17 protein-coding genes are annotated in these 17,087 nt (G+C 63.7%); 14 read left to right on the forward strand and 3 right to left on the reverse strand.

The window, feature by feature from the left end; translation table 11 throughout:
- Positions 1-103: 103 nt before the first annotated feature.
- From AXYL_RS13655 to flgA, 3 genes are all read right to left on the reverse strand, one after another.
- A complete protein-coding gene (locus tag AXYL_RS13655; RefSeq protein ID WP_041655503.1) occupies positions 104-583 on the reverse strand; it encodes a flagella synthesis protein FlgN in 480 nt (159 codons plus the stop codon).
- Between the two features lie 31 nt (positions 584-614).
- Positions 615-908 (reverse strand): flagellar biosynthesis anti-sigma factor FlgM, encoded by a 294-nt coding sequence (gene flgM, locus AXYL_RS13660; protein ID WP_013393386.1) that lies wholly within the window; start codon positions 906-908, stop codon positions 615-617.
- Between the two features lie 128 nt (positions 909-1,036).
- Positions 1,037-1,750, reverse strand: coding sequence for a flagellar basal body P-ring formation chaperone FlgA (flgA, locus tag AXYL_RS13665; RefSeq protein WP_013393387.1), 714 nt, complete (start codon positions 1,748-1,750; stop codon positions 1,037-1,039).
- Positions 1,751-1,927: 177 nt separating this feature from the next.
- On the opposite strand from flgA, the gene flgB reads away from it, so the two are divergent.
- From flgB to AXYL_RS13735, 14 genes are all read left to right on the forward strand, one after another.
- Positions 1,928-2,335, forward strand: a complete 408-nt coding sequence (gene flgB / locus AXYL_RS13670) for a flagellar basal body rod protein FlgB (RefSeq protein ID WP_013393388.1) — start codon at positions 1,928-1,930, stop codon at positions 2,333-2,335.
- Between the two features lie 22 nt (positions 2,336-2,357).
- Positions 2,358-2,777 (forward strand): flagellar basal body rod protein FlgC, encoded by a 420-nt coding sequence (gene flgC / locus AXYL_RS13675; protein ID WP_013393389.1) that lies wholly within the window; start codon positions 2,358-2,360, stop codon positions 2,775-2,777.
- Between the two features lie 20 nt (positions 2,778-2,797).
- Entirely contained in the window at positions 2,798-3,496 is a 699-nt protein-coding gene (locus tag AXYL_RS13680) for a flagellar hook capping FlgD N-terminal domain-containing protein (RefSeq protein ID WP_013393390.1), read from the forward strand.
- A gap of 70 nt (positions 3,497-3,566) precedes the next feature.
- Positions 3,567-5,042 carry a flagellar hook-basal body complex protein gene (locus tag AXYL_RS13685; RefSeq protein ID WP_013393391.1) on the forward strand — a complete coding sequence of 492 codons (1,476 nt, stop codon included), beginning with the start codon at positions 3,567-3,569 and terminating at the stop codon, positions 5,040-5,042.
- 37 nt (positions 5,043-5,079) lie between these two features.
- Positions 5,080-5,844 (forward strand): flagellar basal body rod protein FlgF, encoded by a 765-nt coding sequence (locus AXYL_RS13690; protein WP_013393392.1) that lies wholly within the window; start codon positions 5,080-5,082, stop codon positions 5,842-5,844.
- Between the two features lie 65 nt (positions 5,845-5,909).
- Positions 5,910-6,695 (forward strand): flagellar basal-body rod protein FlgG, encoded by a 786-nt coding sequence (gene flgG / locus AXYL_RS13695; protein WP_013393393.1) that lies wholly within the window; start codon positions 5,910-5,912, stop codon positions 6,693-6,695.
- Positions 6,695-7,384: a flagellar basal body L-ring protein FlgH gene (locus AXYL_RS13700; RefSeq protein WP_041653448.1), complete on the forward strand. Its 690-nt coding sequence runs from the start codon at positions 6,695-6,697 to the stop codon at positions 7,382-7,384. Before flgG ends, AXYL_RS13700 begins: the two co-directional genes overlap by 1 nt.
- A 2-nt stretch (positions 7,385-7,386) precedes the next feature.
- Entirely contained in the window at positions 7,387-8,523 is a 1,137-nt protein-coding gene (locus AXYL_RS13705; RefSeq protein ID WP_013393395.1) for a flagellar basal body P-ring protein FlgI, read from the forward strand.
- Positions 8,524-8,528: 5 nt separating this feature from the next.
- Positions 8,529-9,506, forward strand: coding sequence for a flagellar assembly peptidoglycan hydrolase FlgJ (flgJ, locus tag AXYL_RS13710; protein ID WP_013393396.1), 978 nt, complete (start codon positions 8,529-8,531; stop codon positions 9,504-9,506).
- Between the two features lie 70 nt (positions 9,507-9,576).
- Entirely contained in the window at positions 9,577-11,244 is a 1,668-nt protein-coding gene (flgK, locus tag AXYL_RS13715) for a flagellar hook-associated protein FlgK (protein ID WP_013393397.1), read from the forward strand.
- 47 nt (positions 11,245-11,291) lie between these two features.
- Entirely contained in the window at positions 11,292-12,539 is a 1,248-nt protein-coding gene (gene flgL / locus AXYL_RS13720) for a flagellar hook-associated protein FlgL (protein ID WP_013393398.1), read from the forward strand.
- A gap of 141 nt (positions 12,540-12,680) precedes the next feature.
- Positions 12,681-14,558 carry a methyl-accepting chemotaxis protein gene (locus AXYL_RS13725; protein ID WP_013393399.1) on the forward strand — a complete coding sequence of 626 codons (1,878 nt, stop codon included), beginning with the start codon at positions 12,681-12,683 and terminating at the stop codon, positions 14,556-14,558.
- A 100-nt stretch (positions 14,559-14,658) separates the two neighbouring features.
- Entirely contained in the window at positions 14,659-16,518 is a 1,860-nt protein-coding gene (locus tag AXYL_RS13730; RefSeq protein WP_041653452.1) for a methyl-accepting chemotaxis protein, read from the forward strand.
- 29 nt (positions 16,519-16,547) lie between these two features.
- Positions 16,548-17,015 carry a hypothetical protein gene (locus AXYL_RS13735; protein WP_013393401.1) on the forward strand — a complete coding sequence of 156 codons (468 nt, stop codon included), beginning with the start codon at positions 16,548-16,550 and terminating at the stop codon, positions 17,013-17,015.
- The last annotated feature ends 72 nt before the right edge of the window (positions 17,016-17,087 follow it).

Here is a 17,087-nt window from a genome sequence, read left to right on the forward strand (position 1 = left end):
CGCGTTAAAGAACTGGCGCTCTTGCGCAAGAACATGCGCGCTGCAACGCAATCTGCGGATCGCGCGGCGCTGTGCAAGCGCCGCTGTTCAACCGTGTTGTGATTCAGCCGGCCACGATGGGCTTGCGGCCCGGGGCGGTGCGTGCGCCGCGACCGCGGGCGTCGTAGGTGGACAGGGCGCCGCCAGCGGCGCCCATGTTGCGCAGTGCGTCCAGCGATTGCTGCGTATAGCGCAGATGCACGTCGATGAGCGCGCCGTTGCGCATATTGATTTCGTTGGCGGATGCCGATTTGCTCAACAGGGCCTGCCACACGCCTGACAGCTGCGGGTGCAGAACGGCCGCCTGCTCCGTGCCGGCGTGTCCTGCCGGCAGGCCGATTTCCGCGAGCAAGGAGTCGCGGGCCTGGCTCAGGTCCACGAGCTTGCGGGCGACCTCGCCCTTGCGTTCAGTGATTTCCTGCAGCGTGCCGACGCTTCCCAAGCCCACTAACACTTCGGTCTCTTCTTCCAGAATGGCGGAGAACTCGGTGATCAGGGTATCTTCCTGCCGCAAGCAGGATTGAAGGGATTCGACGGTGCTCATGGTCATGCTGTTCGGCTCGAGAGGTTCGGGGTTACTTCAGCAGATCGCGGGCGCTGGCGATCAGACTGTCCGCAATGCGGCCAGTGTCGATCTTCAACTGACCCGAGGCGATGGCGGCGCGGATGGCGGCCACGCGTTCGACGTTGATGTCATTGGAGCCGTCCTGCAGCGCCAACAGCTTGCGCGACGCTGAGCTCAGCGCCACCTGCGAGCTGCTGGAGCCGCTGGCGCTGCCCGCGCCATAGGCCTGGGCAACGGCCGAGTCGGCGCGAGGCGCGACGGTGTCAGCCGATAGGGGGCGGTTGGTGGTGGAATTGATCTTCAAGATTTTCTCCGCGGGGCGTCCAGGGTCGGTTGTGCGACGGAATCGCCTACTTATGCCTCAGTAACGGCAGGGCCGGAAAGAACTTTAGGGGCGGGCGGCGTATGGTGCGATGCGACATGTAACAACAATTACAGTTGTATTTCGACCAGGCTGGCGTTGCGCACCACGCCGCTCACGACTTGGCCGCCCGCGGTGCGCACCTGCACGGTGGCGCCCGGCGCCGCGTTGTCGAGCGCCTGCCCTTCGCTGCTGACCACGAAGCCTTTGCCGCGCGCGTTGATGCGGACATTGGCGCCGCGCAGCACCGATTGTGCGTTGCGCAACCCGGAACTCCGCACCGCTTGCCCGGCATTGATCCGGTGCACCGCCGTCATCCCCGCCACGGCTTGCGGATCCGTAATTGCGCCTGGGGGCAGGGCGATCAGGTCGCCGTCCCGCGGCGCGAGGTCGTCCGGCGTCAGCGCCTGTCCTGCCGCAATCAGCCGCGCGGCGACGTAATAGTGACCCGGCACGCTTACCGTTGCCTGGACATAGGCCGTCCAGGGTTTGGGCGCGTTGCAGCGTACCCCAACCGTCATGCGCGAACGCAGTTTCATGCCTGACGGCATAAATGGGGACATGGCATCGCAGGGCGCCAGGCGTTCTGCGCGCGGCGGGTCGATCGCGACCGACGGCTGTCCGGGCAGGCCAGCCAGCTGATCCAGCAGATAGGTCTGCGCCACGAGGGCGATCGCCTCGGGTGCCTGAGTGGCCGCTTCCTGCCCCTGCGCGGCAGCCAGGGGCAGCAGCAGGGCGGCCAGGCAGCCGGCGCGCGCGCGGAGTCGGGTTGCGGATATTTTCATGATGGATGAATTGTAGAAGTCCGCGGCATTCGGCAATACGTGAATTGGATGAGAAATGACGGGTTATTTGGCTGATTGTGTCGAGCCCCTGGCCCCTATGATGCCGTCATCCAATGGGATAACGGTCTGTCCGGCGTCCCTCGTTTTATCTGAATTGCAACGCACCAAGGCGCCCCGATGCTAGACAGGCTTAATGAAGATTTCCGCTTCTTCCAGCAGTCCCTGGGACTGCGCGCGCAACGCCAGGAAGTGCTGTCGTCGAACATCGCCAACGCCGATACGCCCAATTACAAGGCGCGTGATTTCGACTTCAAGACGGCAATGGCCAACGCCATGGAAGGCACCAAGCGCCTGCCCGATACCTCGCTCACGCTGACGTCCGCGCGCCACATTCCGGCCAAGGCCGTATCGCAGGGCCCGACCGAACTGCTGTACCGCCTGCCGTACCAGCCCAGCATGGACGGCAATACGGTGGACATGGACATCGAGCGCGTGCAATTCGCGGATAACACCCTGCATTACCAAAGCACGATGCAGATGCTGTCTGGCCGTATCCGGACCATGATGGCCGCAATTCAGGAATGATTTCTAAAGGGAGCGGCAGGCAATGTCCTTGTTGAGCATTTTCGATATCGCCGGTTCGGCGCTCAGCGCGCAATCGCAGCGCATGAACGTGGCGGCCAGCAACATGGCCAACGCCGACAGCGTGGTCGGCCCCGATGGCAAACCGTACCGCGCCCGCCAGGTCGTGTTCCAGGTGAATCCCCCGGCGGGCCAGGCCTTGGGCCAGGAGATCGGCGGCGTGCGCGTGGCTGGCGTGATCGAGGACCAATCGCCCTTGAAACAGGTCTACGACCCGCAACACCCGTTGGCCGACGCGCAGGGCTACGTCAGCATGCCCAATGTTGACCCGGTGGCTGAAACCGTGAACATGATCGCGGCCTCGCGCTCGTACCAGGCGAACGTGGAAGTGCTCAATACCGCCAAGGCCCTGATGCAGAAGACGCTGACCATCGGCCAGTCCTAATTTCCGGAACCCGTGTATCCATGACCACTATCGACCAATCAACGAGCAAGACCGGCCTGGGCCTGGCGCAAACCGGCGCCAACGGCAGCAGCACGGCCCAGGGCCTGCAGGACCAGTTCCTGAAGCTGCTGGTGACCCAGCTGCAGAACCAGGATCCCCTGAACCCGATGCAGAACGCCGAGCTGACCTCCCAGCTGGCCCAGATCTCCACCGTGGAAGGCATCACCAACCTGAAGAACACCATGCTCGCCATCAGCGGGCAGATCGATGTTTCTCAGTCGATGAATGCCGTGGCGATGATAGGCAAGGGCGTGCTGATCCCCGGCTCCAAGATCAAGTCCGGCGTGGATGCGGCGAATCCCGAGGCCCGTGTTGTTACTCCCTATGGCCTGGACCTGCAGGGCGACGCCCAGAAAGTGCAGATCCGCATTTCGGACGCGAACGGCGCGGTGGTCCGTACGATCGAAACGACGGACCAGAAGCCCGGCGTGTACACGCTGTCCTGGGATGGCAAGAACGATAGCGGCGTTGTGCTGGAGCCGGGCGCGTACACCGTGTCCGTCATGGCCACGGATGCCGACGGCAAGAAGGTGAATGCAGAAGTGCTGAGCTACGGCCAGGTCAAGAGCGTGGCGTATTCCACCGAAGGCCTGCGTCTGGATCTGGGCCTGGACGGCCAGACCAGCATGCTGGATGTGCGCAAGGTAATCGGCGCCTGAAGCGGGCGCAATGTATCGGTGCCGGCGCATGGGCGGCGGCTTCCCTAGTTAAAGATTAGCGAGAAAAAACATGGGTTTCGGACAAGGATTGAGCGGCTTGAACGCCGCGGCGCAGAACCTGGACGTCATCGGCAACAACATCGCCAACTCCGGCACCGTCGGCTTCAAGTCGGCGACCGCATCGTTCGCCGACGTCTACGCCAGTTCGCGCGTCGGCCTGGGTGTGAAGGTCGCGGCCATCAACCAGCGCTTTACCGTGGGTACGGTGAACGGCGGCGGCGGCGAATACGACATTGCGATCGACGGCGCCAAGGGCATGTTCCGCGTCACGGACCAGAGCGGCGCGGTGATGTACACCCGCAACGGCGAATTCCTGGTCGACAAGAACAACTTCATCGTGAATGCCCAGGGGTATCGACTGACGGGCTATCCGCCTGGGTCCGTCGGCGCTAACCCAGTGGAATTGCAGCTGCCTACGGCCAACGTCGCTCCGAAGGCAACGTCGACGGGCACTACCGTGGCCAATTTGGATGCCAATGCGAAAGTAATTTACGAGACAAATACGACGACGGATCCGGGTTCGGCGGGCACCGTCACGCTCAACGGTGTGGCATACACATTCACTCGGAGCAATGTAGGTGCATTGCAGTGGCCCGTAGGTGGTGTTCCGCCGGACGGCACCTACATCAACGGCGCCAACACGGTTGTCATCACCGGGGGGGCGGGCGCGGTCACCAGCGGCGACATCAAGACAATGGCTGGTTACGACGAGTATGTGGCGCCGACCATCGAAGTCGGCAAGCCGTTCGATCCGAAACTGTCCAGCACTTACACCAACGCCTCGCCGATGACTGTGTTTGACTCGCTGGGCAACTCCCACCAGGTCATGCAGTATTTCGTGAAGCGCCCGGCGGCCACTGCGGACACCAGCACCTATGACGTCTACTACACGATCGACGGCCAGGCCATGGCGCCGACCACCGAAGCGGCCGGCGTCTGGGGCAACCCGCAGAAGTTCACGTTCAACAAGGCCGGCGTGATGACCAGCGCGCCTGTTGTCAACCTGTCCTTCGCCACCCCGGGTGGCGGCACCACGCCAGCGGATCCGATCAACATCGCGATGAACTACGCGGGCACCACCCAGTTCGGTAGCGCCTACAAGCTGGTCGCCAAGCCGGATGGATACGCTTCCGGCGAGTTCAGCGGCATCAATATCAGCGGCGACGGCAGCATCGTGGCCAGCTACACCAACGGCGAGACCCAGATCGTCGGCACCATCGTGCTGGCCGACTTCTCCAACCTGCAGGGCCTGCAGCCCGTGGGCAACAACGCCTGGACGGAAACCTCCGCCTCGGGCCAGCCCATCCTGGGCCAGCCTGGCAGCAACGGCCTGTCCAAGGTCGTGGGCCAGGCCACCGAGTCGTCCAACGTCGACATGAGCAAGGAGCTGGTCAACATGATCATTGCCCAGCGCACCTACCAGGCCAACTCGCAAACCATCAAGACCCAGGACGAAATCATGCAAGTCCTGATGAACCTGAAGTAAGGCCGGCAGGCACGCGACGACACCGACGGAATAGGCAATGGACCGTATCATCTACACCGCCATGAATGGCGCGGCGCGCATCACCGAGCATCAGGCCGCGCTTTCCAACAACATGGCCAACGTGAACACGGCGGGTTTCCGCGAGCAGATCGCGTTGTACCGCTCGGTGCCGGTCACCGACGGGACGAGTCTGCCCACGCGCGTTTCGACGGTGGCGTCCACGCCGCGCAACAGCTTCCAGATGGGCAATATGCAGACCACGGGCCGGGACCTGGACGTGGCCTTGTCCAGCGAGCGCGGCTGGATCGCCGTGCAGACGCCGCAAGGCGAAGCCTATACCCGCGCCGGTGGCCTGCAGGTCGGCATCAACGGCCTGCTGCAGACCTCGCTGGGCCAGCCTGTGCTGTCGGATCAGGGCGGTCCCATCGACATACCCGACCAGGCTGCCCTGACCATCACCGCCGACGGCACCATTACCGCCATCGGCGCCGGCGATGCGCCAAACAATATCCTGAACCTGGGCCGGATCAAGCTGGCCAGCCCGCAGAACGATCAGCTGGTGCACGGCGACGACGGGGTGTTCCGCATGGCGCCCGTCAACGGCCAGCCTGCGCCTCCGGTGCCGGCCGATCCCAGTCTGCGGCTGTTGTCGGGCGTGCTGGAAGGCAGCAACACCAATCCCATGGCGGCGATGGTGGGCATGATCGCCAACGCCCGCCGCTTCGAGCAGCAGATGCAGGTGATCCAGCAGTCGGACCGCAACGCCGAACGCGCCAACGGCATCCTGTCGGTAAGCGCCTGATACGGCAACTGAACTAGAAACAATTTTCGCGCGCGGCCGGGCCGCGCCACCAGGAGTACTACATCATGATGCGTTCGCTGTGGATCGCCAAGACGGGCCTGGAAGGTCAGCAGACCTCCATGGACGTGATTTCGAACAACTTGGCCAACGTCTCCACCAATGGTTTCAAGCGCGGCCGCGCCGTGTTCCAGGACCTGATGTACCAGACGCTGCGCCAACCCGGCGCCCAGGTCGGCGACGCTACCCAGCTGCCGTCCGGCCTGCAGCTGGGCACCGGCGCGCGCGTGGCCGCGACCGAGCGCATCCACACCGCAGGCAACCTGAACAACACCGGCAGCGAGATGGACATCGCCATCAACGGCCGCGGCTTTCTGCAGATCGAATTGCCCGACGGCACCCAGGCCTATACCCGCGATGGCGCCCTGCAACGCGACCAGAACGGCCAGCTGACTACCGTCAGCGGCTATGTGATCCAGCCGCCGATGAACATCCCCGACAACGCGCTGTCGATCTCGATCGGCAACGACGGCATCGTCTCGGTGACGCAGCCTGGCGCTGCCGGCATCAACGTGCAGATCGGCCAGTTGCAGATCGCGACGTTCATCAACCCCACCGGCCTGCAGAGCATTGGCGAAAACCTGTACCTCGAAACCGACGCATCGGGTCCCGCCAACCTGCTGCAGCCAGGCGTGGACGGCGCGGGTTCCATCATGCAGAAGTACGTCGAAACCTCCAACGTCAACGTCGCTGAAGAACTGGTCAACATGATCACCACGCAGCGCGCCTACGAAATGAACAGCAAGGCCGTCAAGACCTCGGACGAAATGCTGGCCCGCCTGACCCAACTGTGATGTCCATGTCTGTCCTGCGCCTGGTATCGAGTGCGGCACTGGCTATGCTGGTGGCCGGTTGCGCCATGATCCCGCCCGAGCCTATCGTGACCGGGCCGACCACGGCCGCGCCGCCGCCGCCGGCCGCGCCGATGGCGCAGCCCACGGGCTCGATCTACCAGCCGACCACCTACGGCAACTATCCCTTGTTCGAGGACCGTCGGCCGCGCAACGTGGGGGACATCGTCACCATCGTCCTGAACGAGAAGACCAACGCCTCCAAGAACGTCGCCACCAATACCAACCGCAGCGGCAGTGCCAGCCTGGGCATCGCCGCAGCGCCGTCCTTCATGGACAGCTGGGCCAACGCCAACCTGAACACCGACGCCAAGGGCGGCAACGTGTCGCAGGGCAAGGGCGACAGCACCGCGAACAATGCCTTCACCGGCACCATCACCACCACGGTGGTGGGGGTGATGTCCAACGGCAACCTGCAGGTCGCGGGTGAAAAGCAGATCGCCATCAACCGGGGCAGCGAATTCGTGCGCTTCTCGGGGGTGGTCGACCCGCGCTCCATCACCGGCACCAACACCGTGTCGTCCACCCAGGTGGCCGACGCTCGCATCGAGTACCGCAGCAAGGGCGTCATGGACGAAGTCCAGACCATGGGCTGGCTGCAACGCTTCTTCCTGATCGCTTCGCCGTTCTGAACATGAAACAACCGAATCCGATATCCGCCTTGTTGTCCTTGTTGGCGCGCGTCTGCGTTTCGGTCGGGCTGGTGGCCGGCGCAGGCGCGGCTCATGCCGAGCGGCTCAAGGACCTGGCTTCGATCCAGGGCGTGCGGGGCAACCAGCTGATCGGCTATGGCCTGGTGGTGGGCCTGGATGGCAGCGGCGACCAGGTGCGCCAGACGCCATTTACCCAGCAAAGCCTGACCAATATGCTGTCCCAGCTAGGCATTACGGTACCCGCCGGCAGCAATATGCAGCTCAAGAACGTGGCGGCCGTCATGGTCACGACCACCTTGCCCGCATTCGCCCGGCCGGGCCAGACCCTGGACGTGGTGGTTTCGTCCATGGGTAACGCCAAGAGCCTGCGCGGCGGCACCTTGCTGATGACCCCGCTCAAGGGCGCCGACAGCCAGGTCTACGCCATCGCCCAGGGCAACATCCTGGTGGGTGGCGCGGGCGCTTCCGCCGGCGGTTCGAGCGTGCAGATCAACCAGTTGAACGGCGGCCGCATCAGCGCGGGCGCCATCGTCGAGCGGGGCGTGCCCACCACGTTTTCGCGTGACGGCTACATTCATGTGGAATTGAACAATACCGATTTCGGTACGGCGCAGAATGTGGCCATGGCGCTGAACCGCAAGTTCGGAGCAGGCACCGCCACCGCGCTGGATGGCCGTGTCGTGCAGGTGCGCACGCCCATGGAGCAGGCCTCCCAGGCGCGGTTCCTGTCGCAGGTGGAAGACCTGCAGGTGGCGCGCGCGCCCACGGTGGCCAAGGTCATCATCAATGCCCGCACGGGTTCGGTCGTCATGAACCGCACCGTCATGATCGAAGAAGCCGCCGTCGCGCACGGCAACCTGTCGGTCATCATCAACCGTCAAAACCAGGTGTCGCAGCCCGACACGCCGTTCACGGAAGGGCAGACGGTAGTGGTGCCCAATACCCAGATCGAAGTGCGGCAGGAAAACGGTTCGCTGCAACGGGTGAGCACCAGCGCCAATCTGGCGGATGTGGTCAAGGGTCTGAACGCCCTGGGCGCCACGCCCCAGGACCTGTTGGCGATCCTGCAGGCCATGAAGACCGCGGGCGCCTTGCGCGCCGAACTGGAAATCATCTGACGGCCATGGCGTACACCAACGATGCGGCGCGCGGCGCCAGCCGGCAGGATTCGGTCTTTGACATGGGCCGTTTGTCGGATTTGAAGCGCGACGTCAAGAAGGACCCGGAAGGGACCGAACAGCAGAAGCAGGTGGCCAAGCAGTTCGAGGCCCTGTTCCTGCAGATGATGGTCAAGCGCATGCGCGAAGCCACCCCCAAGGAGGGGCTGTTCGATTCGCAGCAGACCCAGATGCTGCAGTCCATGGCGGACGAGCAGTTGGCTTTGCACCTGGCGTCGCCCGGTATCGGCCTGTCCGGCGCCATTCTGGCGCAGATGCAGCAAGGCAAGCCCGGCGAGCTGGGCGCGGATGCGGTCAAGCGCCTGGGAGAGGGCGCGGACCCCGATTTCCGGTCCGCGGGTTCGCGCGAAGTTTCGGCATTGCTGAACGTGATGCGCAACAACAGTGCCCAGAACCGGGCGTTGGCCGCGGCGGAAGGTGCGCCAGACCATGTGGTCGCCTTCGTTTCCAAGATGTCGCGCGCGGCCAATCTCGCTTCCCAGCAAAGCGGCGTGCCCGCGCGTCTCATCATGGGCCAGGCGGCGCTGGAGTCGGGCTGGGGCAAGCGCGAGATCAAGCACCAGGACGGCAGCACCAGCTACAACCTGTTCGGCATTAAGGCGGGATCCAGCTGGAAGGGCCAGGTCGTCAATGTGCTCACCACCGAATACGAAGACGGTGTGGCGAAAAAGGTGACGCAGCCCTTCCGTGCCTACGCTTCCTACGAGGAATCGTTCGCGGATTATGCCCGCCTGATCGGTAACAGCCCGCGCTACGAGGCCGTCACGCAGGCGCGCAACGAGATCGAGGCGGCGCGCAAGATCCAGGCCGCCGGCTACGCGACGGATCCGCAGTATGCGCAAAAGCTGATCGGCGTCATGGGCCAGCTACGTGGCGCGGCATCCAAGGTGGAAATTTCTCGCCAGATGTTGGAAGGACTCTAAATTCGGATCATCTCCTGCCGTTAATTGGATATCCAGGTATATCAGCGGTTAAATACGGGGCATTGTCAGCATGAATATGTATAAATTGGCGCTGGGCGGGCTGAACGCCGCTCAGGCAGGGCTGGCCACCACCAGCCACAATATCAACAATGCCACCACGGTCGGTTACAACCGCCAGCGCGTCATGGTTTCGACCGCCGGCGCCCAGGCCACCAGCAACGGCTACATTGGCCGTGGGGTCCAGGTCGACACGGTCGAGCGCAGCTACGACAGCTTCCTGTACAAGCAACTGGTAGGCGCGCAGGGCAGCGGCGCCCAGCTCCAGACGCAATACAACCAGGTTTCAGCGATCAACAACCTGTTTGCGGACCGCACCGTCGGCATCGCGCCGGGCTTGACCAATTTCTTCACCAGCATGAACGCGGTGGCCAGCAAGCCGGCCGACCCCGCTGCGCGTCAGGATTTGCTGGGCAAGGCCAACAGCTTGGCCACCCAGATCCGTTCGGCCTACACCGAAATGCAGAATCAGCGCATCGGCCTGAATACGCAGATCACCACGACCGTCGAGCAGGTCAACAGCTATCTGACGCGTATCGACGACCTGAACCAGCAGATCTCGCTGGCTACGGGCAAGGCGGGCGGCAGTCCTCCGAACGATCTCCTGGATCAGCGTGACCAGGCGGTCATGGAACTGAATCAGCTGGTGGGCGTCACCACCTACGAGCAAGGCGACAAGATCAACATCACGCTGGCCAGTGGCGGGCAAGCCCTGCTGTCGGGCAACACCATCTATCCGCTGCAAGCGGTAGCTTCGTCCAAGGACGTGGGGCGCACCACCATTGCTTATACGCTGCCAGCCGGCGCGGGCAAGACGGTCGCCGTGGAACTGAACGATACGGAAGTGACCGGCGGTTCGCTGGGCGGTTTGCTGCAGTTCCGCGCAACGTCGCTGGATGTCATGCAAAGCCAGTTGGGCCAGATGGCCGTCGGCCTGGCGCTGTCCTTCAATGCGCAGCACAAGCAGGGCCTGGACCAGAACGGTAATCCTGGCACGGACTTCTTCGGTATCGGTTCGCCGCAGGGCGTGCCCAATGCGCAGAACAAGAGCAACGCGTCGATTTCCGGCCAGTTCACGAACCTGAACAACATCAACGCCAAGGAATACGAGATTTCCTTCGACGGCACGAACTACCGGGTGCTGCGCATGCCGGAAGGCTCGCAGGTCTACAACGGCCCGGCGACCGGCACGCCCGGCACGCTGAATCTCGACAGTGAGATGGGCGTTACCCTGACCATCAGCGAGCCGCCCCAGGCTGGCGACAAATGGTCACTGGCTCCTACGCGTGACGCCGCGCGCGACCTCACCGTGCTGATCAGCGATCCCTATAAGATCGCCGCGGCTGACGCAGAGGGCGGTGACGCCAACGGCAAGAACGCGCTGAAGCTGGCGCAACTGCAGAACAGCAAGGTGCTGGGTAACGGCACGATGAGCGTGAACGACATGTTCGGCCAGGTCGTGAATACCGTCGGGGTCCAGACCGCTCAGCTCAAGTCCGCGGCGACCGCGCAGGCCAACCTGATCACGCAGAAGGCTGCGGCGCAGCAGGCGGTTTCGGGCGTCAACCTGAACGAAGAATACGTCAGCCTGTCGCTATACCAGGAACAGTATCAAGCCAGCGCCCGCATCATCGATGTGGCTAGCACCATGTTCGACACGCTGCTGGGTCTGCGCGGCTGATCGGATCGTTGAATCGTGACCAATAAAGAAAATTTCGGAGCTTCACCATGCGCCTGAGCACCTCGATGATGTATTCGAACGGCCTGAAAGGCGTTCTCTCTCAGGAATCCGACATGAACCGCCTGGTCGAGCAGGTCGGCAGCGGACGCAAGAACCTGACGCCGGCGGACGATCCCCTGGCCGCCGCGCTGGCCATCAGCGTGGCGCAGACGCAAAGCATGAACAACACGTACGGCATGAACCGCCAGACCGCCAGCACGAATCTCGGCCAGGAAAGCAACACGCTGACAGCCGTGACTAATGCCTTGCAGGAGGCGCGGACGCGCATCATCCAGGCGGGCGGCGTGCTTTCGGACAGCGACCGTCAGACCTTGTCCACCGCGCTCAAAAGTACCCGCGAGGCCTTGCTGGGCTTGGCGAACACGACGGACGGAAACGGCCAGTATCTGTTCTCGGGTAATGATGGCAGCGTTATTCCGTACTCCAAGGACGCCGCGGGCAAGATCGCTTATAGCAATTCGGTCGGTGAACGCACCATTCAAGTCGATCAAAGCCGTCAACTGTCCTCCAGCGATCTGGGTAAGGACATTTTTGGCCGCGCCAATCCGGGTTCGCAGGCCTTTGTGGCTTCTGCAGCCAATTCCAATACTGGCACCGCCGAGTTTGGCTCGCCATCCGTGACGCCGGGTTCGGCCAACACGGGCATGAAGTTCGCGGTGCAGTTTGAAACCGACGCGGCGACCGGAGCGATAGGCTATCGGGTCACGACGACGAATCCCGACGGTACCAGCGCGACTGTGCCTGCTGTGGGATCTCCTGCGACGGCTTACACCGATGGCGCCGCGATAAATCTGGGCAGCGGCGTTTCCGTATCGATAAAGGGTGCCCCGCAGGCTGGTGACGTGATCAAGGTCGATAGCGTCCAATCTTCCAATATGGACGTGTTTGCCACCCTGGACGACGTCATCGCAGCCCTGGACGCGCCTAGTGCTGGCGACCCTGTGGCGACTGCCAAGCTGAACAATGCTTTGGCAACAGCCAACAAGAAGCTGGCGAATACCTATGACAACGTTCTGACGGTGCAGGCTTCGGTCGGGGCCCGGATGAATGAACTTGATGCGCTGAGCGCCACGGGCACGCAGAAGGGCCTGTCTTACTCCAAGTCCCTGTCGGATCTTGAAGAGCTGGACTATTACCAAGGCGCCAGCCAGCTCGCGTTGCGCCAAGTCGCGCTGCAAGCGGCGTCGGCGGCATTCATGACCATCCAGGGATCGAGTCTGTTCAGCCGCAAGTAGTAATGCGGTAGGTCAAAAAACGCGCCATCGAGTGCGTAGAGTTGCGCCTTTGCGGACGCTACTGGCCAGGGGCCGGGGCGTCCGTGTGTGCGTGCAGTGTAGGAAATACTCGTTTCACATTGCTTAACGTTCGGATATTCCATGCTTGTCAACTTGAAAGTCCGCACCTGTCTCGTTCTGGTGTTGCTGCTCTTCACGGGCGCCATGTTCATATCCAATGGCGTCGCCTGGATGGGGCTGAACTCGAGCAATGAGAAGCTGGAGCGGGTCAATGACGCCTACTCCACGCAGGCGGCGCAATTGAACCGCTCCTATATCCTGTTCTTGCGCGGCCGTTTGCTGCTGGCGACATCGCTGATGGATCTGCAGCAGGGCAAGACCGAACAGGCGAACGCTCAGGTCAAGCGCGCCGAAGGCTTGATGCAGGATGGCGTCAAGGCGCTGGACGCATACCGCAAGGCGCCGCGCCTGGAAGGCTCGGAGGCTGTAAATCAAAAGCTGGAGAGCGCCTACAGGCAATTCGACGGCGTGGTCAAGCGTCAGGTGACTGCGCTGTCGACCATGGCCGTGCAGGACTACCTGGACTTGAACGACGCCGGCAGCGCTGCGAATACGGCATTGAGAGAGGCAGTGGGAGAGGTGTTGGCGCATATCGACTCCAGCACCGATGAGCTGGTCTCGCAGGCCGAAACGGCCCATGGCGTTTCGCGTACGGTCACGATCGTGATGCTGGCGATTTCCTTGGCCCTGGCATTGGGATGCTGGCTGTTCATCAGCCGGACCGTGCTGCGGCCGCTGCGTGAAGCGGGCGATCATTTCGAGAAGATCTCGGGCGGCGATTTCACCGGCCGCATCGACGTACGCAGCACCAATGAGATCGGCCAGTTGTTCGGCGCGATCAAGCGCATGCAGGAAAGCCTGACCCGCACGGTGGCGCTGGTTCGCCGGGGCGTGGACGAAATCAACGTGGGTTCGCGCGAGATATCGGCCGGCAATACGGACCTATCCAGTCGCACCGAGCAGCAGGCGGCCTCGTTGGAAGAGACTGCGGCCTCGATGGAACAACTGGCCTCGACCGTGAAGCAGAACGCCGACAACGCGCGCCAGGCCAATCAGCTGGCGGCCAGCGCCTCGGACGTGGCCGAGCGTGGCGGTTCGGCAGTGTCGGAAGTGGTCAGCACGATGCAAGGCATTTCGGCCAGCTCGCGCAAGATTTCCGAAATCGTGTCGGTGATCGACGGCATCGCCTTCCAGACCAACATCCTGGCGCTGAACGCCGCGGTGGAAGCGGCGCGCGCAGGCGAGCAGGGCAAGGGCTTTGCGGTGGTGGCGGGCGAAGTGCGTTCGCTGGCGCAGCGCAGCGCCCAGGCGGCCAAGGAAATCAAGGGCCTGATCGAGGATTCGGTGACCAAGGTCGGTGCGGGTTCGCAGCAGGTGGAACGCGCCGGCGCGACGATGCAGGAGATCGTGGCCTCGGTGAAGCGGGTGACGGACATCATGGGCGAGATCTCGGCGGCGTCCGAAGAGCAATCCAGCGGCATCGACCAGGTGAACCGCGCGGTGTCGCAGATGGACGAGGTGACGCAGCAGAACGCGGCGCTGGTGGAAGAGGCGGCCGCAGCCGCGGGTTCGCTGCAGGAGCAAGCGCAACGCCTGGCCGAAGCGGTGGCCGTGTTCAAGATCAACGCGGGTGAAGTCATCGAAGCCCCCGCGCAGCAATTGGCATCGCAACGCAGTGCGCCGCGCATGCCGGCTCCGCAGGCGGCAGCGGCAGGCAAGGCGTCCGCCGAGCCAGCCAAGACAGATGCGCCGCCGGCGGAATCTGCTCCGAAGGCCGCGCCCGCGCCACGGTTGACGCAAGTCGCCCGGCCCAAGCCGGCACCGGAAGCCGCCACCACCGTTCGTCCGCTACGCCGGCCGACCATGCGCCCGGCGAGCGCCAAGGATGCCGCAGCTGCGGCGCCAGCGGCCAGCCGACGGCCGACGCCTTCGTCGGACGACGATTGGGAGTCTTTCTGACGGAGGGATCCGTCAGCGCAGCACATGCAGTAAAGCTACCCCCCCTATTTACGGCCTGGCGGCAAGAATGCCGCCGGGACGACTACCGGAATATACGGAAATGTTTAGCAATCTGAAGGTGCGCACGGGCTTGATGCTTGCCCAGTTGGCCGTCGCTTTGGCCGCGCTGGTGTCCATCGTCCTGGGCTGGAACAGCATGCGAGCCAACTCCGAGGCGATCAACGCCTTGGACAGTTTGAGCGTTCAGCAGGCCAATCTGATCAAGGACGCATACACGCAGATGCTGCGCGCCACGATACGCGCCGACATTGCCGCTGCGCAGCGGGCCACGGGCGACGCCAGCGGCGCCAGCGAGAACACGCGCACGGTGCAGCAATTGGTTGCGGATGCCAAGAAGAAGATGGAGACCTTCAAGACCATTCCAAAGACCACGGCAGTCGGCAAGAGCGCCGAAGGCGACCTCATTTCGTCGTTCAACGGCTTTGCCGACGCGCTGCAAGCCATGATGTCGGCCTTGGACAAGGGCGATTCGGCGGCCTACCTGGATCTGAAGAACACCCGGGCGGGCGCCGCGAGCGGGGCGTTTTCGAAGCAATTGACCGAATTCGCCAAGGACATTACCTCTTATAGCGAAGAGATGGTGTCGTCGTCGCGCTCGCAGGCGGCGACGATGGCCATTGTGTACGTTGTGCTGGCCGTGCTGATCGTAGCCGTATGGCTGGGCGCTTTCCTGTTCATGAACCGCGTGGTCCTGCGCCCCTTGCGCGCCGTCAGCGACAGTTTCGACAAGATCGCCGGCGGTGACCTGACCGTCCGCGTGGATGTGGCCTCGACCAACGAGATAGGCACGCTGATGGCGGCGGTCAAGCGCATGCAGGAAAGCCTGACGCGCACCGTGGCGTCGGTGCGCCGCGGGGTGGACGAGATCAACGTGGGCTCGCGCGAGATTTCCGCAGGCAATACGGATCTGTCCAGCCGTACGGAAGAACAGGCGGCTTCGCTGGAGCAAACCGCGGCATCGATGGAGCAACTGGCTTCGACCGTGAAGCAGAACGCGGACAATGCGCGCCAGGCTAACCAATTGGCGGCCAGCGCCTCCGACGTGGCCGAGCGCGGCGGTTCGGCGGTGTCGGAAGTGGTCAACACCATGCAGGAAATTTCGGCCAGCTCGCGCAAGATTTCCGAGATCGTGTCGGTGATCGACGGCATCGCCTTCCAGACCAACATCCTGGCGCTGAACGCCGCGGTGGAAGCAGCACGCGCAGGCGAGCAGGGCAAGGGCTTTGCGGTGGTGGCGGGCGAAGTCCGTTCGCTGGCGCAGCGCAGCGCCCAGGCGGCCAAGGAGATCAAGGGCCTGATCGAGGATTCGGTGACCAAGGTCGGCGCGGGTTCGCAGCAGGTGGAACGCGCTGGCGCGACGATGCAGGAGATCGTGGCCTCGGTGAAGCGGGTGACCGACATCATGGGCGAGATCTCGGCGGCGTCGGAAGAGCAATCCAGCGGCATCGACCAGGTGAACCGCGCGGTGTCGCAGATGGACGAGGTGACGCAGCAGAACGCGGCGCTGGTGGAAGAGGCGGCCGCAGCCGCGGGATCGCTGCAGGAGCAGGCGGAGCGCCTGGCCGAAGCGGTGGCCGTGTTCAAGATCAACGCGGGCGAAGTGATCGAAGTCCCGGCGCACCAGTTGGCCGGCCAGCGCCGCGCGCCGCGCATGCCTGCTCCGGTCGCTCCCGCGGCTTCCGCCGCGCAGGCGGAATCGCCCGTCCCGGCAGCCAAGGCAGTTCCGGCCGCACGTTTGACGCATTCCGCGCGCGCCAAGCCGGCCGCGGCCGAAGGGGCGACGGCGGCCCGGCCGCTACGCCGTCCCGCAGTGCGTCCGGCAGCCGCATCCGAGGTGAAGCCCGCGCCGGCGCCGAGCCGCCGGGCTGCGCCAGCGGATGACGATTGGGAATCTTTCTGACACCGGCCTGGCCGGTAAATGGGTAGGGTATGCGAGGCTATATACATCTTTTGGCGGCGGCCGCGATAGCGGTGTTTCTGGCCGGCTGCGCGGCGACGGGGCATAACTTCGACCCGGGCAAGCTGTCGATGCTGACGCCGGGGCAGACGACGCTGGAAGAGGCTTCGCGCACGCTCACCGCCCCGCCCGACAAGCTCTATAAGCAGACCGACGGCACGCTGCTCGCGCTCTGGGCCTTCAAAATCACCTTCGTCGCGGACGGCTTGTACAGCCGCAAGGAAGCGCTGTTGCAGTTCGGCCCGGACGGCCGGCTGCTGCGCCTCGTCGACAGTACCAATATCTTGCTGGAACCTTGGGAACGCCAGAAGCTGCTGGGACCCGCGCCTATGCCTGACCTGCGTCAGGACATGGCGCCATCCCCCGTGGCGCCCGAGGTGCAGACCATCTACATCCCGGGTCCGGGTGAACCGACCGGGTTGCAGCCTCAGGGCAAATAGCGCCCTGTAGTCCAGCGGGGAGCATCGCGGCGCGCGCCGCGATGTACGTCGCCCGAAGTGCATGCCTCGTGT

Source organism: Achromobacter xylosoxidans A8 (assembly GCF_000165835.1).
GTDB lineage: Bacteria > Pseudomonadota > Gammaproteobacteria > Burkholderiales > Burkholderiaceae_B > Achromobacter > Achromobacter xylosoxidans_B.